Origin of the sequence: Bradyrhizobium sp. 61, assembly GCF_023073075.1 — a bacterium.
GTDB lineage: Bacteria > Pseudomonadota > Alphaproteobacteria > Rhizobiales > Xanthobacteraceae > Bradyrhizobium > Bradyrhizobium barranii.
In genome coordinates this window covers 83,761-103,728 of record NZ_JADPIU010000054.1, presented here as the reverse complement: position 1 = coordinate 103,728, position 19,968 = coordinate 83,761, and the positions used below count along the sequence as shown (strand labels likewise).

At 57.6% G+C, this 19,968-nt stretch carries 16 protein-coding genes and 2 pseudogenes; 12 read left to right on the top strand and 6 right to left on the bottom strand.

The genetic code is table 11. The features are described 5' to 3' along the window. Positions 1–148 precede the first annotated feature (148 nt). From IVB46_RS19780 to IVB46_RS19765, 4 genes are all read left to right on the top strand, one after another. Positions 149–454: a DUF1993 family protein gene (locus tag IVB46_RS19780; protein WP_247303122.1), complete on the top strand. Its 306-nt coding sequence runs from the start codon at positions 149–151 to the stop codon at positions 452–454. Between the two features lie 512 nt (positions 455–966). After that, positions 967–2,640 (top strand): FAD-dependent monooxygenase, encoded by a 1,674-nt coding sequence (locus IVB46_RS19775; protein ID WP_247343325.1) that lies wholly within the window; start codon positions 967–969, stop codon positions 2,638–2,640. Between the two features lie 268 nt (positions 2,641–2,908). Then, positions 2,909–3,526: a VOC family protein gene (locus IVB46_RS19770; protein WP_247303118.1), complete on the top strand. Its 618-nt coding sequence runs from the start codon at positions 2,909–2,911 to the stop codon at positions 3,524–3,526. Positions 3,527–3,693: 167 nt separating this feature from the next. Continuing rightward, entirely contained in the window at positions 3,694–4,587 is an 894-nt protein-coding gene (locus IVB46_RS19765; RefSeq protein WP_346016133.1) for an NAD(P)-dependent oxidoreductase, read from the top strand. A gap of 641 nt (positions 4,588–5,228) precedes the next feature. Here IVB46_RS19765 and IVB46_RS19760 read toward each other — a convergent pair. From IVB46_RS19760 to IVB46_RS19740, 5 genes are all read right to left on the bottom strand, one after another. Next, positions 5,229–6,470, bottom strand: a complete 1,242-nt coding sequence (locus IVB46_RS19760) for an MFS transporter (protein WP_247303300.1) — start codon at positions 6,468–6,470, stop codon at positions 5,229–5,231. A gap of 1,307 nt (positions 6,471–7,777) precedes the next feature. Then, on the bottom strand, positions 7,778–9,550 hold the full coding sequence (locus IVB46_RS19755; protein ID WP_247303302.1) for an FAD-dependent monooxygenase: 1,773 nt from the start codon (positions 9,548–9,550) through the stop codon (positions 7,778–7,780). Between the two features lie 38 nt (positions 9,551–9,588). Beyond that, on the bottom strand, positions 9,589–10,584 hold the full coding sequence (locus IVB46_RS19750; protein WP_247303304.1) for an NAD(P)H-binding protein: 996 nt from the start codon (positions 10,582–10,584) through the stop codon (positions 9,589–9,591). 50 nt (positions 10,585–10,634) lie between these two features. After that, positions 10,635–11,150, bottom strand: coding sequence for a cupin domain-containing protein (locus IVB46_RS19745; RefSeq protein ID WP_247303306.1), 516 nt, complete (start codon positions 11,148–11,150; stop codon positions 10,635–10,637). A gap of 358 nt (positions 11,151–11,508) precedes the next feature. Then, positions 11,509–12,198: a TetR/AcrR family transcriptional regulator gene (locus tag IVB46_RS19740; protein ID WP_247303308.1), complete on the bottom strand. Its 690-nt coding sequence runs from the start codon at positions 12,196–12,198 to the stop codon at positions 11,509–11,511. 127 nt (positions 12,199–12,325) lie between these two features. Here IVB46_RS19740 and IVB46_RS19735 point away from each other — a divergent pair, with 127 nt between their 5' ends. The 8 genes and pseudogenes from IVB46_RS19735 to IVB46_RS19700 form a co-directional block, all read left to right on the top strand. After that, complete coding sequence (locus IVB46_RS19735; protein WP_247343321.1) at positions 12,326–13,432, top strand: homogentisate 1,2-dioxygenase; 1,107 nt, start codon at positions 12,326–12,328, stop codon at positions 13,430–13,432. Between the two features lie 148 nt (positions 13,433–13,580). Beyond that, on the top strand, positions 13,581–14,813 hold the full coding sequence (locus IVB46_RS19730) for an ABC transporter substrate-binding protein (RefSeq protein ID WP_247303311.1): 1,233 nt from the start codon (positions 13,581–13,583) through the stop codon (positions 14,811–14,813). Between the two features lie 34 nt (positions 14,814–14,847). Continuing rightward, positions 14,848–16,451 (top strand): annotated as a pseudogene (locus IVB46_RS19725) (acyl-CoA synthetase). A 64-nt stretch (positions 16,452–16,515) separates the two neighbouring features. After that, positions 16,516–17,568 (top strand): NADP-dependent oxidoreductase, encoded by a 1,053-nt coding sequence (locus IVB46_RS19720; RefSeq protein WP_247303315.1) that lies wholly within the window; start codon positions 16,516–16,518, stop codon positions 17,566–17,568. A 309-nt stretch (positions 17,569–17,877) separates the two neighbouring features. Next, positions 17,878–18,162: a LysR family transcriptional regulator gene (locus IVB46_RS19715; protein ID WP_247343318.1), complete on the top strand. Its 285-nt coding sequence runs from the start codon at positions 17,878–17,880 to the stop codon at positions 18,160–18,162. 163 nt (positions 18,163–18,325) lie between these two features. Next, complete coding sequence (locus IVB46_RS19710; protein WP_247309689.1) at positions 18,326–18,727, top strand: transposase; 402 nt, start codon at positions 18,326–18,328, stop codon at positions 18,725–18,727. Then, a complete protein-coding gene (tnpB, locus tag IVB46_RS19705; protein WP_247309692.1) occupies positions 18,724–19,071 on the top strand; it encodes an IS66 family insertion sequence element accessory protein TnpB in 348 nt (115 codons plus the stop codon). Before IVB46_RS19710 ends, tnpB begins: the two co-directional genes overlap by 4 nt. Before the next feature lie 45 nt (positions 19,072–19,116). Further along, a pseudogene (locus IVB46_RS19700) lies at positions 19,117–19,595 on the top strand (IS66 family transposase zinc-finger binding domain-containing protein); the annotation flags it as partial. A gap of 21 nt (positions 19,596–19,616) precedes the next feature. On the opposite strand, the gene IVB46_RS19695 reads toward IVB46_RS19700, so the two are convergent. Further along, positions 19,617–19,868 carry a transposase domain-containing protein gene (locus IVB46_RS19695; protein WP_247313929.1) on the bottom strand — a complete coding sequence of 84 codons (252 nt, stop codon included), beginning with the start codon at positions 19,866–19,868 and terminating at the stop codon, positions 19,617–19,619. Positions 19,869–19,968 lie beyond the last annotated feature (100 nt).

The following is a 19,968-nucleotide window of genomic DNA, read 5'->3' as shown; positions in this document are numbered from 1 at the left end:
ACGATCAGCAAGCCGCCTGACCTTCACCCAACGCCATCACATATAGCTCGCCGTGCCCGCGCGCACGCGACAATCAGGCGGCCTTCGTCGTAGGCGTACGGTTAAGGCCACCGTTGTGCATTCTATCGGTGCGTTGGAAGGAGCGCGTATGGGGGCCTACCTTCCCGATCGGTCGCCCTGGCCAGATAGCTTTGCGGGGCTCCGCGATCAGGTGGCCACTGCCATTGACCGGCTGTCAGCCCTTAGCCGGGCCGAGGTCAACGGATTCCTGGGGCGCGATTTACGATTCGAGGCCGGTTCATACAAACTGAATTTTCTCGTAGAGGACTTCCTCTTGTCCTTCTCGCAGCCCAATTTCTATTTTCACTCGACGACCGCATACGACATTTTGCGGGCACAGGGCGTCGCTGTCGGCAAGATCGACTTCCTGGGCAAGCTGCGCCACCGGGTGTAGGCGGGCTCCAGTCTCCAAGCCGAGACGAGCTCTAGATCTGCTTCCGAGGGTGGTGGAGTGGATCGGGTCAGTCAAAGCTCATTTGTGGTGAGGTGGGGCTAGCCGAGGAGTCCGGAATGGCCGCATTGCGCCTCGCATGACCGCAAGCGTCTGTACGTTGCCGCCGGTGCAAGCGCATGGCGGATGGTCCGCTACATTGGACGATGCTTTGGAGGCGAGCACAGGAAGAGGCCTCATGCCGACTGCGATCAGAGGCAGTTGGTTGCTGATGGAACCGAACATTCACTTATTTTGCGAACGTTAGCCTAATCCGACCGTTGTCAGCTTCGAATGCCCTAGCGTGCTTTGGCCCGAAAATGTCCATCCATGCAGAACTAAAATGCTCTTCGGGGGTCGCTAAAGCATAGACGCGCCATCGTGCCTATGCTAACGATAGCGCAAATATCGCTGTTGGCGGCGCCCGAGCTGCCGTCAACATGAATCGAAGATAGAAGGGTGAGGAGACCGCTTCCATGGAAGCCGACGTCGTCATCATTGGTGCTGGGCCTGTCGGAAGTTGCCTGGCGGCGGAATTGGGAAGGCGAGGCGTCAAGTGCGCTGTCGTCGAAATGACCGACGGAGTCTTCAAGGATCCTCGCCTTCACGCGGTCAGCATCCGCACCATGGAGCTCGTTCGAAAGTGGGGGATCACGGACGACTTACGCAATTGCGGTTGGCCTGTCGACCACCCCCAGGATGCCTCGTACCTAACGTCACTCGTCGGCTATGAGTTGGCCCGTCTCCCATGGGCGCCGATCTCCAAGATGGTACCTCCTCCGGAGAGTCCAACTTTCGCTCAACGCTGCCCGCAGAGTTGGCTCAATCCCATTCTTCATCGCTACGCCGGCCGCTTCGAGACGGTGCAGTTTCTTTGGCTGCACAAGTTCCTTGGGCTGCGTCAGGATGAGGACGGAGTCTTGGTCGACGTGCAACCGGTAGAGGCGGGCGGTGCGGTCAAGACCATCCGCTGCAAATATCTCGTAGGTTGCGATGGTGCACGCAGCTTCGTGAGAGAGCAAGTCGGCGTTGAATACCAAAGTTCGGGGATCTACGGCTACGCGGCTGAAGCCATTATTGAAAGTCGGGAGATTGCCGATCTCGCGCGCCCGCGGATGGGCGGTCGCTACACGGCCGTTACCGACAACGGAGTGTCGGTAACGCTGCTTCCGTATGACGGGGTTGATCGGTTTCGGATCGTCCTTGTGGCCGAGCCCAGCCAAGTCGACCGAGCCCGGATGGACAACGGGATTCATCAACTCGTGGGCCGCAAGGTGAATTATACATATTTGACCGAAGTCCTGCCGTGGATCAATCGCGAGAGGGTCGCTGAAAGATTCCGTGCTGGGCGAGTCTTTCTTGCCGGAGATGCCGCGCACACCATGCCACCCGCCGGCGGGCATGGAATGAATACCGGTGTGCTGGATGGCTTCGACCTCGGTTGGAAATTGGCTGCAGTGCTTCAGGGATGGGCTGATGATCCCCTGCTCGACAGTTATGAGTTCGATCGCAAGAAAGGGGCTGCACGAACGGCAGCCATGGCCGGCGAGCTTTACGCGGATTGGGGTAAGATCAAGCCGGTTATCGATCAGTCTCTCTGGCTTCTCAACCAGGATAATGCCGAAGGTGCTGCCGCTCGTGAGCGTGCCGGCGAACTCATCAGCAAGACCTTCAAGCGAGAATACAATTCGATGGGCGTTTCGCTGGGATATAGATACAGTGGATCGCCAGTCATCGTCGATGACGGCACGCCAGAGCCACCGGATGATATTGTCCAACTGACGCGTACGGCTCGACCGGGCCATCGTATCCCTCATGCCTGGCTTGCGGATGGACGCTCGACGCTCGATCTGGTCGGCGATGTCTATACGCTCATTGAGATTGGCGACGATACGGTTTCCAGTGCCTTCAAGGCTGCAGCGGCCGAGAGGCTCATTCCCTTGGTCATTCATCGCATCGATCAACCCGAACTGAACGAGCTGCTTGGTGCGTCTGCCATTCTTGTCCGGCCGGACCAGATCATCGCTTGGCGAGCCAAGGGCGATAGTCCTACGCCGGGCGCGGTCTTAGAAACGCTAACCGGGCGCGTACTAGTATCGGCGCACCAGCGCGACGGTCATCATTGCAAGAGAGCTACCGCCCTTGCGTGAGATCATCACAAAGTTTGCGGGGAGCAGGTATATTCCCGCCGACTGCCGTGTCGTAGTTGGTTCTTACGATTCTGTACGAAACGAATATGACAAATCTAACACTCAAGCAGTTCTGCTCCTTTGCCAACGCATCTGAAATTCATGAGCCAATTAAAAATATTCGTTTGACCACGAGGAGAGGTATGAATTCCACTGCAATTCAGTAGCTCGCCTTGGGTTCTTCGAGCGGTTATCCCGTCTCAACCTACCTGAAAAGGAATCAAATCAAATGACAGACAATTCTCAAACTCAGTTGCGCGTGCCGCTCGGGCCTCCACAAAGGCATCATCATCTGGCTTACGTTACCTACGATGCCGGGAAGACGGCAGATTTCTATACCCGCATCATGCGTATGCCTTTGATCGCCGCGGTGATGGACGACAAGATTCCGTCGACCGGCGAAGAATGCACCTATTTGCATCTGTTCTTCAGTTTAGGGGATGGTTCCGCACTCGCATTCTTTGAAGCTGCAGGTATCCCTGAACTTCCGCTATTTTCAGATCATCCGGTCCACAAAGCGTTCAACCATGTGGCTTTGCAGGTGGATACCGGGGCAGAGATTGAGAACTGGCACAACTGGCTGATCCAAAATGGGGTTTCCGTCATTCGCACGGATCATGGCATCATCGAGAGTCTGTACTTCAGCGACCCCAACGGGGTGCGCCTGGAGATCACCAGAAACGTTGATGAGAACTGGACTAACAAGATTCAGAACGGCGAAGCAGCGTTGAAGCGGTGGTGTGAGACCAAGGCTGAAGCCGTGCGCAAAGGCGAAGACCCCGTCAAAGCGCTGCAGGAATTAGCGGCGTCGGCCAGCCACGCTCGCAACATGGCGGCGGCGCACTAGCTCGACAAAAGGCGTCGGTCTTCAGCACTGACCGTCGTGAAGGCGCGGTCTGTAAGCTGGGTGTTCTTCCGTAGGTTCGGTTCGCCCTCGTTGAGGGCGACCGTTTGCATTGCGCTAAGATGGATGGTTGATATGTGGGGCTGTGGCGTCGAGGCTGGAGCGCGAGGGTGAGCGAGAAGCCACTACAGGGGAAAACCTTGTTCATCACCGGCGCGAGTCGGGGGATCGGTATGGCCATTGCGCTACGCGCCGCGCGTGACGGCGCGAACATAGCGATCGCAGCCAAGACTGCCCAACCGCACCCCAAGCTGCCCGGCACGATCTATAGTGCCGCTGAGGCGATCGAGGATGTCGGCGGACGAGCGCTTCCGCTCATCGTCGACGTACGTGAGGAAGCACAGGTCAATGCCGCTGTAGCAAAGGCAGCGGAGCATTTTGGCGGCATCGACGCCTGCATCAACAACGCCTCAGCTATTAACTTGGCAAAGACCGAGGACATCGAACTCAAGCGCTTCGATTTAATTCAGCAGATCAACATGCGCGGGACGTTCCTCACCTCCCGTGCCTGTATCCCTCATTTGCGTCGTAGCAGCAACCCGCATATCTTGGCGCTATCGCCACCGTTGGTGATGCGAGCCGACTGGTTTGCTCAGCATCTTCCCTACACGTTGTCAAAGTACGGCATGTCCATGGTCATGCTCGGACTGGCCAGCGAGCTGCGCGAGGCTGGCATTGCTTGTAATGCGCTTTGGCCACGCACCACCGTCGCGACGGCGGCAGTTGAGTTCGCGCTGGACGACGACGGGATGTTGCGGCGTTCGCGCACTCCGGAGATTATGGCTGATGCGGCCTATGCCATTCTGTGCCGCTCTTCGCGCAATTACACCGGAAATTTCGTACTGGACGACGACGTTCTAGCCGAGGAGGGAATCACCAACTTTGACGGCTACCGGAACGATCCCGCCAGCGCACTGCAACCAGATATTTTTGTAGATCCGCAAGTTCGGCTGCCTCCGGGGGCGAGCTACGCCGCCGCCTCTGTTCCACGCGCGCCTGCGTAGTGAGCCGAAGCGTCAACCCTCGACCGCGGCAGCGCCTTCGTGCCTGACGTCGCCGTAAGGTCATTTCTCCCGAGCAACTAGGCGAGAGCGATTACATATTTGTCGCTCTCGCCATTTCTTTAGCTGGGGAGGCGTTCACAACCACCCGCCGCGCTTCTGGGCGAGGCAAGTGGCGGCGGCCACATGATCAGCCTTGCTGAACCTGACGTGCGGAACTTCCACTCGCTGTCCATGATGTGAGGCAAGTGAAAGATGGTGGTTTCGATCAAGCGAGGCGCAGCAATACCGTTTCCAGCGTACGGAGCCATCGCGATTTAACTTGGGATTGAATGAGCCGAGACGAGCGATTCTGCAAGCTTCGCGATCTTTGGAACGGAAACGACAGCTCAGCTTCGCGGCCGTCTTCAGAATGACCGCAAGTTCGGCGCGCGGTATCCGCCTTGCTCAACTCTCCTTCCTCAGTACCCTGGCTTTTCGACCTTTCGGGGCAGCGGAGCTGCTCTTGGACGCCCATTCGGCTAGCCCCGAACCTAGTGTCCGCGACTTCGAAGTTCGTGGTCAGGTCCGAATGGACAATCTCTTGGCAGTTCGCAGCTACACCTTTTCTGGACAATTATCGCAGACGGCAGACGTGGTATAGGTCACGGCATGGCTTGTTGGCCTACCCGATCGGTGACGCCGTATCGAAGCGATGACCGACGACCAACGAGACAGAGGATGGATGAACCGACCATGCTGGTCGTCGCTATGACAAACCAGGGAAGATAGTTGCCGGCCGCGTCGTAGAGAATCCCAGCAACCGTCGGCCCCAAGCTGCCACCGATTGAAACGGCGAAAAGGATACCGCCAAAAAACGTGCTGAAATGTATCGACGGAAAACGTCGACCAATAATGAAGAAAGCAAGGTCGATCTCTGATCCAATGGAGAAGCCGACAACCAAAATGCCTGGAAGAATCGCTGCTATGTTGCCTGTTGCCAGCAACATTATGCCGCCGGCAGACAGCGCAAAGATGGTTGCCGCAAGCAGGTTCGCCTCAATGCGGTCGAGGAGAAACCCTGTAATCAGCCGCCCGGCAATGACCGCGAAGCCCATCAGTGCTGCGAATTCAGCTGCTTTTGCAGGCGAAAGACCAATATCAGTTAACATGGGAACGAGGTGAACAACGGTTCCGAATATCCCCGTTGAGGCAAATAGAAAGATCGCTGCCAGAAGCACGAACTGCCGATCAGTGTACAAGCTCCAGTTCCATTGCCTATTCGCAGTTCCAGCGTCGGTTACATTGCGTGCGGACTGATTCTTAAGTAGCAAAGCTATAATTGGGACGGAAACAAGAACGACGATCGCAAGTCCGACATAAGCACCTCGCCATGCGTAGATGCTCATCAATTTTGTGACTAGGGGCGGAAACACCAACGCTCCGAGACCTGGTCCGATGTAAACGATGCCATACGCGAGTCCCAAGTGCCTTGGAAAATTGGCTAAGACGAAGCGTCCATACGAGAGAGGCGATGTCGCGTTGCTTAGGAGAGCAAGAAGAAAGGTGAGAGCGAGGAAGCTCAATAGTCCCACAGTTGCGATACCTAGCAATAGAAACGATAGTGATAATCCCACCGCGGACAAAAGCGCCATTCGGAAGGCCCCGTATCTGTCGATCAATCGGCCTGTAAACGGACTGAGGATGCCGGCGGTTATGAGCGGCACGAGAATGCCGAGCGAAGCTGCCCCACGCCCCCAACCGAACTCTGCGGCGAGCGGCTTTAGAAACAGACCGGAGCTATAAAAGAAAATGGAGTTATAGCTCATCATCATCCCGAGCAGGCAGCCCAGGATTACGTTTCGGCCGCGCCAAAACTCGCCCTTGAAAATCGTTCCGGTGTCCATCCTAGTCTCCTTGCGCTATCCCAACGGCTTTGTTTTTGTTGATTATTTACAAAACGTAACGTTTCGTAAATTGGCTGTCAAGCGCCGCTCCAGTGACCAAAGGCCGTCGTCATGCAGCCAAGGCGCGAGGTCGAGCAGAAATGCGAACACCGTGATAGCTATCCGCGGGTATCATAGCCGTTGGCGTGACGTTAACGCTTCGCTTCCGCTGCCTCCGCGCGAACCGACAATTCGGGTTGAGGCGCGCATTTTGCTCCGCTGACCGACCTCTGCTGGTGCAGGGCCTCAGCCCCGTGCAACACAGTGACTGGCCGGGGCAGGTTACGAGACTGGAAGTTGAGGCGCGTAACAAGAGGTTTTGGGTGATCGACCTGCTTCGCAGCGTCGTGATCGGTAGCGCAAGGGGGGGCGCTGCACTGTCCAGCGGCTGTGCCATTGCGGGGAGATGAGCACTAGCCTCTCGGTCGTGTCTTCGTCTATCTTCCCCGAGCCGTTTTCGCAGCGGCAGCAGTCGTCGGAACGTAGTGTCCGAGTCTAGCCTCAGGACACGAAACAGATATAGTCACGGCCCATCCACTATGCGAGCCTTTGCCGCGCATTCGCGCGCACATCTATCGACACGCAGATGGAAGCAAAGCACGAGTGCAGGCGGGTTGACCTCTATTAATCCGGCTTCACGCCGGCTTTCACGGCGACAGAACGTGCGAGCTATTATTCCAGTTTTTCGGTTGCCGAGGTGGCTAAGGAGGTCGACGACTTGCTATGGGCCGAAGCCATTGTGCAGATCTTTCCCACGTGGTGATTCGGACCACCGACAATGTTAAAGGGATGGTTCGACAGGGCGTGGGCGCCCGGCGTTGCATATGATCACGCAGCCGATCTTGGTGCCATACAACCAAGACTTAAGCAGCTGCGAGGGGTGGTCGCAATAACGACCTTGGGCTCGCCTTGGTGGGTTGATTGGCTGATCTTACGTCGCCCCGTGCGCCGTGTTCTGAAGGAGGCCATTTTGCGTCTTGTGCCCCTCACGCCAAGCTCACCTTTCATTAAATCTACAAGGCCGAGAAGCTCTCTTCGCAACGTGCCAAAGCAGCGATTAGTCGCATTCGGTCTGTGCTGCAGCACTTATGATGCTTCTCTGCCACTCAGCGAGATGGCGGGCTCTGTCTCAACATGCCGCCATATTTAAGCTGACCGTGCTCCTGACACGAATCTCTTTCTGAAAAACTCATTGAGAGGGAGCGCGTGACAAAAGAGCGGATGATGGAGTCCTGGGTTGTTGCGGTCGAACTACGAGCGGGCATTTCTTAACCCGGATGGTTTCGAACACCTATGCCTGAAGAGTTGACTGACAGGACTTGACCCAAGGCAGACGTAAGGACGTCCGCCGGTGACTCGACCATGTCCATGGATCGCCAAGCGATGTGTCGATCAGGCCGCACTAGGATTGCACCCCAATCGCTCACCTCCCGGATCGCAGTCCAATCCCCGAGGACGTCGTCATAGGGACAACGGAGTCCAATGGCGAAAACGGGCAGATCAATGCAGAGTTCATCACTGGCTTTGACTGCGGCTTGTGCCCAGGAGCTGCCACCGATACCCACGATGAGGCAAAAGCGGCCGTGTCCGGCGAGGTCGAGTGTGGATATCTGTCGGCACTCGTGCTCCACCCATGCATGGGGAAGATATGCCCCCGGGTGCGTCGTTCGCTGATAGTAGAGGTCCACGTCGCCTTGCACCTCCGGGAAAGGGGTGCCGTCGTCAACGACGGCGGACGAGGTATACCGCTGGCCGAGCTCTACTCCGAGTGCGTTCGCCCGATAGTTCTGCAGCTTAAGAGCCTCAGCGAACCGCTTGCGCCGCCGCGATGCCTGCGGTGAATCGGCATACAGTTCCCGAAGAGCTGCCCAGCCGTCCTCGGTCGACTGATCCGGCTCGAAACCGAGTGCCTTGTTCAGTACGGCCATGTTGTGCCAACTCTTGATCGCACGCTCGACGACGTGTTGTCCTACAGGCCGGCGTTCCGCGCCATAGCTACCAAGCAGACCAGGACCCGCCCTTCCGGCCACGACAAAAGCAAGCTTCCAGGCAAGGTTGTACGAGTCTTGCACCGACGTGTTGGTGCCGAGGCCCCCCGTGGGCGGGTGGCGGTGCGCGGCATCGCCTGCCAAAAAGACCCGGCCTTTTTGGTACTCTGTGGCCACGACATTGTTGACCTGCCAGGTACTGATTGCCTTGACCTTTATTTGGAGATCGGGATCACCGAGCGTCAGCCGCGCTCTGGCGAGTACGGCCTCCTCCGACGGTTGTCCTTCATCAAGATTCCAGGGATGCAACAGGCTCCACTCATTCCACGGCCGGACGTTAACCCAACTCGCTGTTCCAAACCATTGGTCGCGGCCAGGTTGCGCAACCAAATAGATCACCGCCGGCCGGTGAGCTGTGTACTTCGTTAGGTCGACCTCAAGCCAACTATTGGCCATCCCCCTAAGGCCTGCTTCACCTTCAAGCCCCAGCCCCAGTTGCTCCGCGACCCGCGAGCGTGCGCCGTCAGCACCAATCGCGTATCGTGCGTGCACCACGTACTCCGTCCCGCTCTCGCGTTCGCGCACCACGGCTCGCACTTCGTCAGGTGTTTGCTCGATATGCACTAGTTCGTTCATGAAGCGGATATCGGCGCCTCTTTCGAGCGTACTTGCGAGAAGGACGGGATCAAGCACATGCTGGGGTGCATTTACGGCCGTGCAAGGACTTGCTGCCGCGTAGTCGGATAGCCGCTCGGGTGCCGAACCGTAGCTCTTGAAGCGAGCGATCTCGAGCCCAGACAATGATGTCACCACGAGATTGTTGCATAGCATTGACAGCGGATATCCGACGTCGCGAACGCGATCCTCAATGCCGAGATCTCTAAACAACTCCATCGTGCGCTGATTGGTGATGTGCGCCCGCGGCACATGCGCTGTGCCTCTGTGCCGAGCTATCGTCAGGGTAGAGATGCCGTGCATGGCTAAGATCGAGGTGGCTACCAGACCAGCCGGCCCGGCCCCGATCACGAGCACATCAGTTGTGACTTTACGCATGTCGTTACCTTCGTTGGCGCTTGCGGTCGCTCGCGCGTTCACCTCACGAAATCGGCTGTCGGGCTCCGACTGCGACGATCTTTCAGCCTCTCCCGTAGCTGCTGTTGATGCTCCTGAAGCCAGGCGCGGACCGTAGTCGGCTTGCGGCCAAGCGTTCGCTCCAGAAAATCGTTCAATGTCCACGCCACGTCATTCGCATCTTCATAGCGAAAGAACTGCCACAGATACTCCGCCAAATCCGACCGTACCCGGTCGCGCGTTGCTGCCGATTCGAAAAGGGCGATCAGCCCTTCCTTGGTGGAGTCGTAGGCAATATCCGTCTGGAGCACTTCACCCATCATCCGGACGACATCGCCCACATAAAGGTTGTCGTATCCATTGTTGAGAGTGTGAAATTGATAGAGATGCCGTGCGTTGTCACTGAGCAATATCCGCGCGCCCGCTTCTCCGATTTCGCGCGGGTCGATGAACGGTACTCGACGGTTCGGCCATGTCACCTTGCCGGGTGACAACATCTGAAAGCGAGGGTTCAGGAAATTGTCCATGAAGCTCGCGCCGATATTGAAATAGGTGACTGGGAGATCGGATTCATCTAGAAGCCGACGCGCGATCGGGTGCTGGGTCGCGATCCCCCATCCGATGTTCGTTAGCGCCTCGGGCATTCGCCGGGGATTGACGGAAGGAAAAACACCGACCGCGCGAATCATGTGAATTAAGCTGTCGGAATTGCGAACAGCAGAAATAAGATTCGTCATAGCATGCTCTTCGCGCGTGCCGTTGGGCGCGATGACGAAGAGCCCTTCGATGCCGCTTACAGCCGCGGTAAGGGACGGCAAGTCATAATAGTTGCCGATGGCGATTTCGCAGTCCGGATAGCTCGCCCGCAACTGCGCCAACTTGTCTTCACCGCTGCTGATTAGTCGCAATCTGACATCCGGGGCGTTGTAGCGCAACCAACGCACCATAGGGCCGCCAATGTGGCCACTCGCGCCGAAAATGCCGATGCTGTTTGGCACCTTCTTCTTGTGTTCCATCGTTCCCCCTCGTTCTCGACCTCAGTCGGAGATCCCCATCGATCGCGCAACTAGCGAGACGAGTCGGCGTTCGAACTAATCGGCGGATCGCCTTCGTCCTCGGACACAAAGCGAATTCCATACTTCGCATAAACGAGCTGACGCTCGTCCTCCGTTTTCGCAGCGACGTGCTCCCGTTCAAATTCCTCGACGCCACCAGGCACCGTGAGAAGGAGCAGCCTAGTCCCCGGTTCATTCGACCAAAATCGGTGCGGGACGCGCCTCGGCAAGAAAAGGAAGCTTCCCGCTGCAGCCTCGTATGTCTCCTTGCCAACACGGACGCCCAATTTGCCGGAAAGAACGTAGATGCATTCATCCTCGTTCTCGTGCAGGTGCAGCGGTCGGCCGCCGGCGACCGTAATTTCGAATACGCTCATTACGCCGCCAGTGGATTGTGCCGTCGCTTTCGCAAGGGATACGGCGCCGCTCCGCATGCGGATCTCCCCATCCGGCAGGGAGATGCCGGGACCGATGCAATAGGCGGAGCTCGGGTGCTCGGGGCGGGGATCGTCATGAGAAAAGCTCATATTTCCTCGCTTCCACTCTGAGCTCGGCCAACCGTTCTCCGCCGCTCCGCATCGAGTGTCGATTTTGCAATATTGGCATGACTGCCAAAATAACATTACTGCCATTATGGTGCGGGTGTCAATTCTGAGCGTTTGACGCCTCGCCGCTCGGCGGATGCTGTCGGATTGCCCTCCTTTCGCAAACCGATACCGAGACGGGTAAAGTACTTGTTCGATGAGTCAGTTGATAGGACGTGCCGTGTCGGAGCCGGAGCCGGAGGCGTCCCGGGTCTCCTGATCGGCGGGGCTAACCTCTACGCGCTCACTTGTATGGCGTCCGATGTAGTCGACGGGCACCGCCGTGCCGGAGGGCGGTCTGTCAGGAAGTCCCCTGAGCTCGCCGCGGCGTTTGGGGGCGCGGCTTGCCGGACCTCTCGCGAGATGGCTGTTCCAGCTCGTAGATGTTCAGAAGCTTGAGAACTCGGACCGTCTCGGCCCGTGCGAGATCCTGCAGATCGGATTTGGGGTAACGTGCCCAAGTGCTGGCAGCTACATCGGTTGGAGAGAGTGCAAGGCTCGCCCCCATTTGGGCGCGCTGATAATTGGCTGCGGTCTTATCACAGAACGACATAAGAATATCAGTTGCAATTTTCCGTCGTTGCATCATCCAAACGGCCCGGCGGTCCGCCCAATTGCTTGAGGTTAGGGCCAGGGCCAGACGAGCCCTGTTGACCGGATTATTGGTGAATGCGTTGAAGGTATCGAGGGCGCCATTCAGCACGGCGTGTAGTGGAAGATCGATTTCCAACCGCGCGAGCACCGCGCGATGCAGGTCTTCCAGAGACCTGGTGATGTCGAGATAGATCACGTCCGCTTTGCTATCAAAGTAACGGAAGAATGAACGGACCGAGATGTCGGCGCGCTCGGCAATGCTTTCGATGGTTGTCGCTTCGAAACCGCCGCCCCGCTCGCCACCATTCTCTTGAAACAGCCGCACAGCCTCGGCGATGATTCGGTCACGTTGTGCTTCGCGCCTCCGCTGCGCCGGTGTCGCTTTGATGATCTCCATTCGACGCTCAATCCCTTCCTGCCGGACCGAACCTACCGGATACACGAGTGGCAAACAATCGGAAGGCTTGCGAGGAATGTAAAAATATGGCACTAGTGCCAAACTGACATTAATGTAGGAGAGGACGATGAAGCCGTCATGGATCCACTTGGCCCGGGGCCGGTATGTTCGTCAGGCTCGAGTGGGGCTTGGCGAGCTCCGCGAGGAGCTTTTCGGACGTCAGGGATTTGCAGGTCCGACCGCGACGCTCTATCACTCGCGGCCGCCCGGAGACGTCTTGCGCATCGTCGGCAAGCTGAAGCCGCGTATGTTCTCCACCCGCAAGCTCATGGCCGGCGAAGGCAACGACGGTCGGGGGCTACCCTTACCATTCCTCACCAACTCCGACGTCACCCTCAGCGTCAGCAATCGGCGGTCGGCGATGCCGTACGCCTATCGTGACGCCGACGGGGACCTCCTGTACTTCATTCATGAGGGGACGGGGGTGATGGCGACTGAATATGGTCCGATCCCTTACGAACCCGGCGACTATATCTATCTGCCGCGGGGCACGACCTTCCGCCAAATGCCGAACGATGGCCTGACATATGCCTTCGTCATCGAGTCAGTACAACCAATCGATTTCGCGGCACATCCTCAGCAGGGGCGACATTTTCCGTTCGATCCGCAGCTTATCACAGTTCCGTCCGCGGAAGAGTACGCTTGGCCGGAGCAGGACGAGTGGGAGCTGTGTATCCGCTCCCAGGGCGAGCTCACCTCGGTCTTCTTTGAGAAGTCGCCTTTCGACGTGGTCGGCTGGAAGGGTGATCTGTTCCCCTTCAAGATCAACATGCGCGATATCCATACGCTGAGCTCGGAGCGAATTCATATCGCGCCGACCTCTTGGGCAACGTTTCAGGCGCCAGGCTTCGTCGTCGTAACATTTTTGCCGCGCCCTTCGGTAAACGATCTGGACGCGGAGGAGTTGCCTTCGTCACATCGCAACATTGATTGCGATGAGGCGATTTTCGTTCATAGCGACACGGGGCGGGAAGGGGCTAGTTTCATCTTTTCACCGCAAGGGATCCATCATGGTCCTCCCGACGCCTTTAGGCGAGAGTTCAATAGAAAGCGTGTCAAAGGCATGCAGACGATGCTCACCGGCGTCAGCGTCGATACGTTCAAGCCACTGAATCCAACCCCTGCAATGTTGGCCGTCGCTGACGGTGAGACGACAGAAATCAACTGTCGCTGATGTCGTAAGATTCAGGGCTGTGACCGATCGGCCTCGGCGGCGCCGGTGGGCGTAGTGCTCTCTAAGGGCTGGATGGAGAACTCAATCCAGCTGCGTCTCGCAAGCTTCCGAAGAGAAGCGGCGACCCAATCCAAAGGAGGGAAAGTTCATGTCGGCAGCACAATGGAGACGGGCGGCACTTGCTGCCGCAATCGCGCTACTCATTGGCACTAATTCAATAGAAGCCGTCGCCCAGAAAAAATACGACCCAGGCGCAACCGACACGGAGATCAAGATAGGCAACATCGCGCCTTACTCGGGGGCCGCGTCTGCATTTGCTGTGATTGCCAAGACCGAAGCGGCATATTTCGAGAAGATCAACGCAGAGGGGGGTATCAATGGTCGTAAAGTCAACTTCATCTCCTATGACGACGCCTATAGCCCGCCAAAGACCGTTGAGCAGGCACGAAAGCTCGTGGAGGGAGATGAGGTTCTCCTGATCTTCAACCCGCAGGGAACGCCGCAGAACTCTGCCATCCAGAAATACTTGAACGCCAAGAAGGTGCCGCAATTGTTCGTCTCCAGCGGTGCGTCCAAGTGGAATAATCCGAAGGACTTTCCCTGGACGATGGGCTTTTCACCCAGCTTTCGAGGTGAGGCGCAAATCTACGCGCAGTATATTCTGCGCGAGAAGCCCGATGCCAGGATCGCAATCCTTTATCAAAATGACGATTTTGGAAAAGACTACGTCAAGGGTCTGAAAGATGGCCTTGGTAGCAAGGCCTTATCGATGATAGTCGCGGAGGAAAACTACGAGGTCACCCAACCGACCATCGACTCGCAGATCGTCAAGCTGAAATCGTCCGGAGCGGACGTATTTCTCGACTTCACCACGCCGAAATTCGCTGCGCAAGCCATCAAGAAGATGGGTGAGAGCGGCTGGAAGCCGATGCACCTGCTCAGCAGCATCTCGGTGTCGATAGGCAGTGTCATCAAGCCCGCCGGTTTCGAGAATTCGCAGGCCATCGTTTCCTCCGCTTACCTCAAAGATCCCACCGACCCGCAATGGAAAACAGACGCGGCGATGAAGGCCTGGAACGAGTTTCTAAATAAGTACTATCCGGAAGCTAATCGAACCGATTTCGCGGTGGTCAACGCTTATGCCGCAGCGCAAGCCCTGGAGCGCGTCTTGAGGCAGTGCGGAGACGACCTCACACGCGATAACGTAATGAAGCAGGCCGCCAACATTCGGGATTATGAGCTTGCCGGCCTGTTGCCAGGTATCAAAATGAACACCAGTCCGTCCAACTTCGCTCCGCTATCGCGGATGCGCTTAATGCGCTTCAAGGGCGAGACATGGGAGCTGTTCGGTGACCTGCTCAGCACGGACGTCGGCGGCTAATGTCACCTTATCGAGTGAGTATGGAGATCACGAGGTGAGCCAGGAGTTTCGAGCAACAATCCGGAAGGCCCGAGAGCATTCAATAGGCGACCTGCTGCGCCGATCGGCCAGTCGCACTCCGAACAAGTCGGCCGTGATTTGTGGCAGGGAGGTCTGGACATTCGTGGAGTTGGATGTGATTTGCAATCGGCTCGGGCGCGGACTGCGTCGAGCCGGGGTAAGTAGAGGCGATCGCGTCGCGATCCTGTCACGCAATTCGCACGCTTTTGCTGCCATGCGTTTTGCCGTCGCGCGCATCGGCGCGATCTTGGTTCCAATCAACTTCATGCTGAAATCGGACGAAATCAATTTTATTCTGGTCAATTCCGGCGCCAGGATTCTGGCAACGGGCGCGGATTTTGTAGAGTCCGCCCGGGCGGCCGTCGCAAAAGGTTGTGCGGTTGAAGCCTTGATCTGGATGCCAGGCGAAGAGCGGCACTACCGCCTCCCGGAATGATTACGTTCGACGATCTTCTGCACTCTGACGGATCACAGCTCGACGATTTCGTCGACGGCGAGGATCCAGCCCAAATCATCTACACCAGCGGCACGGAGTCATTACCAAAAGGTGCGGTGTTAACGCATCACGCAGTCATGTGGCAGTATGTCAGCTGCGTCCTTGAGGGCAGCATGGCGACAGAGGACAGAGTGTTACATGCGCTGCCGCTGTACCATTGTGCACAGCTTGATGTCTTTCTCGGTCCTGCAATCTACCTCGGGGCGAGCAGCCTTATCACGGCCAAGCCGACCGCCGACAACATCTTGTCATTGATCGAGACGCACGAGATCACATCGTTTTTCGCGCCACCGACTGTCTGGATCGCAATGCTCCGGTCTGCGCATTTCGATCAGACCAATCTCTCGACACTCCAGAAGGGTTACTATGGAGCGTCGATCATGCCGGTGGAGATCCTGCTTGAACTGCAGCGACGGCTACCACGGGTGAAGTTCTGGAATTTTTATGGACAGACAGAGATTGCTCCGCTCGCAACCGTTCTGAAGCCGGAAGACCAAATACGAAAAGCCGGTGCAGCCGGAAAACCGGCGATCAATGTTGAGACGCGCGTTGTCGACAGTGCGATGGAGGACGTCAGCGTAGGTGAAATCGGCGAGATTGTGCACCGCTCACCTCAGCTCCTATCTGGCTATTATAGTGATCCGGATAAGACTGCCGCCGCCTTCCGCGATGGATGGTTTCACAGCGGCGATCTCGCGACCGTCGACTCCGACGGTTACATCACGGTGGTTGATCGCGTTAAGGACATGATCAAGACCGGAGGCGAGAACGTCGCTAGCCGCGAGGTGGAAGAAGCCATCTATGGGCTGTCGTCGGTATCTGAAGTGGCGGTTATCGGATTGCCAGACGCTCGTTGGATCGAGGCGGTGACTGCGATCGTCGTTGTCAGGTCTGGGGAGAATCTGACCGAAGATAACGTGATAGACCATTGCGCAAACACGATGGCGCCTTTCAAGGTACCCAAGCGCGTGATCTTCATCGATAGCCTACCGAAGAATCCGAGCGGAAAATTGCTAAAGCGGGAACTGCGTCAGCGCTTTGCTGAAAATGTGAGAGTTGCCGAGGGCAATTTCGGACGGTGAGCTTGCTGAATTTGCGGATGTCGGTTGGGCGTACTGAAATCGGGCGGTAATTTGGCGAACGGCGATGTCAACAGAAGCGATAAACCGGCAATGGATCCTGACTGGGCCGCCACATGATCGGCTAACTCTCGACAATTTTGGATATCGGGAGAGTTCGATCCCAGACCTGCCTTTGAGAGATGGACAGGTGCGGATCCGGAACGTTGCCTTCAGGTGTGCCCCGACGATGCGCAACTGGATGGAGGAGGGCGGAAACGGTGGCTATCCTTCGATGCCCGTGGGTGAGCCAGTGATTGGGCCGACGGCCGGGCTCGTCCTGGAGTCTGCGAATTCCGACTTCCGAGTGGGCGATCGCCTGCAGGTTCTTTCCAGTTGGCAGGACTATGCGGTACTCACAGCAGCCGAACTCGGCAGCGCGACCAAGATCCCCATTAGGACGACCTATCTGGATGCGCTGGGGCGCTATGGGCTCAATCCATTGACTGCTTACTTCGGATTGCTTCGGGTCGGTGAGCCAAAGCCGGGCGAAACTCTTGTTGTGTCCGCGGCCGCAGGCTCTACCGGCTCCATTGTCGCTCAGATTGGAAAGATCAAGGGAATGAGGGTCATTGGCATCGCTGGTGGCGTTGCCAAGTGCGACTGGTTGCACCGTGAATGCCGGGTCGATGCCACCATTGACTACAAGACGGAGTCCGTTGCACGGCGACTGGAGATCCTCGCCCCGGGAGGTATTGATATCTACTACGACAATGTTGGCGGCGAGATTCTGCAGGCGGCGGTGAACAATATGGCGCATTTCGGTCGCATCGTGTTGTGCGGACAGATCTCGACCTACGATACCGGGAAACAACCTGAAGGACCGCGCAATATGATGCGGTTGATCTACCGGAGCATCAGAATGCAGGGATTTCTCTGCTCCCAGTTTCAGCACTTGTTCGCGGAGGCGATCGAAGATCTCAGGGGCTGGACACAGAACGGCAAGCTGGTCCATCGGGAGCACACGCACACAGGCTTTGAACTGCTGCCCATCGCTTTTCTGTCTCTGCTTGATGGCACCAACGAAGGAACCGTCCTTGTCGAGACCGACAAAGGCGCAATCGACGAGTACCGAGCATAATGCGGGCTAGGAGGCGCAACTTAGCAGCAGGCCTAGCCGCGCAACACGGATAAAGCGACGCCGGGTGAACGCGACGGACGCGCCATATGCGGAAGTTTGAGTGTTTAGACGTGTGCGATGTATCCAGAACGCTAGGCCGATCGCAGATCCCGAGCGCTGTTGACCGCTCCGGACGGGCGCTTCATCTCGAAATTGCGCCTCTAGCGAATTGTTACGCCGAACTTAATCGGCGGCGCTGTTCCCGCGGAGCGGCATCCTATCGGGCGGCGGCGCTGCAAAAAATGGCTGACGGTCGGCTCGCAAGGCATCTTGCGGTTGCGCGTGATGCAATCGGGCTCGGTGAAGAACGCGGCCACCGCTCTAAATATTTTCCAGCCGGCCGTCAGTCGCATGTTGCAACAGGCGAAGGAACGTCTCGGATTCAGACTATTCGAGCGCCAGAAGAAACGGCTGAAGCCGACGACCGAGGCGCAGACGCTTTTCGCGGAAGTTGCGAGTATGTTCGCTGCGATCGAGCACACCCAGCGGCTGGCGGTCGAGCTTCGCGACGGTCGCTCGACGCATTTATGGCTTGGGCACCTAGCATGGATCTGACCGGCGTGGTCGAGAAGACTCGCGTTCCCATCCTTGTGACCCATCCCGGAGGTGATCGTCAAATTCCGCTTGAATAGTACGCCTCCGACGAGGGCCGTCTTGCGTGACGGGTGGTAATTCGCGAAGCGTGTGACCTTAAGTCTAGCTTTAAGGTCATCAGGCGATGCGGATCGAGGTTTTGGGCGGGCTGGAGCGGCGGCGGCGCTGGTCGCAGGACGACAAGGCAAGGATTGTCGAGGAGACGCTGACACCGGGCGCGAAGGTAACTGAGGTTGCGCGTCGCAACGGAGTAGCGGCCAGCCTGGTGTTTACCTGGCGTCGACAAGCACGGACATCGGAACAAGTTGTACCATCTTTTACGCCGGTGCAGATCGCCGCCGTAGCGCCCTCGGCTGAGGAACCTCCGAAGCTCTTGCCTACGGTCGATGGCCGAGTTCGCTCGGTGGCAGCCGCGCGTACTGGATTGATAGAGATCGATCTCGGCAACCGACGGTGCATCCGGGTGGATGCGCACGTCGATCCGGAGGCGCTGGCGCGGGTCCTCGATGTGCTTGGACGCCGATGATTTCTATACCGGGGAATGTGCGAGTGTGGCTCGCGACAGGCTACACGGATATGCGCAGAGGCTTTCCGTCGCTGGCCCTCCAAGTGCAGGAGGTGCTACACAAGGACCCGCTCAGCGGTCATCTGTTCGTTTTCCGCGGTCGCCGCAGCGATCTCGTCAAGGCGATCTGGCACGATGGCCAGGGAGCCTGCTTGTTCACAAAAAAACTCGAGAGAGGAAAGTTCATCTGGCCATCGGTTGCCGGTGAATCGGTAACGATCTCGCCGGCGCAGTTGAGCTATCTGCTGTCCGGGATCGATTGGCGCAATCCGCAAGAAACCCAGCGTCCGACGCGGGTCGGATAACCGTTTTGGGTTTGAATCTGCTGCTCGATCTGATTCAATGGCTTCATGATATCGAAGCCGGACGACCTCCCGTCGGACCTTGTCAGTGCCTTGGCAGCGCTGCAAGCCGAGCGTGACGAGCCGAGGCGATAGCTGCCAGCGCGCAGGCGGAGCTGTCGGATAACGCGGCGCTGATCGCGCATCTCGAGCTGCGGATCGAGAAGCTCAAGCGCGAACTGCACGGGCAGCGATCCGAGCGCACGGCGCGGCTGATCGAGCAGCTGGAGTTGGAGCTCGAGGAACTCGTCACGACGGCGAGCGAGGATGAGCTTGCCGCGCAGGCCGCAGCGGCGAAGACGCAGAACGTCCGCCCCTTCATGCGCAAGCGGTCGGTTCGCCAGCCATGGCCGGACGACATCGAACACGAGCGCGTCGTCATCGAGGCTCCAACAAGCTGCCCCTGCTGCGGTGGATCGCGGCTGGCGAAGATCGGGGAGGATGTGACCAAGACGCTGGAGGAGATCCCGCGTCGCTTCAAGGTGATCGGTAAGCGCTTAGCCGCAACCCTATTGATGCTGGCTTGACGTTTTGCGGAATCGCCACGGCATGAGGTCTTCGATCCTGCTATCGGGATGGCCGTCGATGATCGCCTCGAGTGTTTCGGCGATGTAGGCGGCCGGGTTGACGTCGTTGAGCTTGCAGGTGGCGACGATCGACGCGAGCAAGGCCCAGTTTTCCGCGCCGACTTCATGACAGTCGTCGATAACGAGAAAATCAACCGGGTGCGCTGCTCGCGCAACCATGCATCCGAACGCCATTCCTGTTTCTTACGCGCGGCTTAGCTGTTGATTGCAGCACGGGAAGGGCTCACGCAGCTTAGCGTCATCAGCCGAATTCGCTTCGTTTGAAGCGAATTGT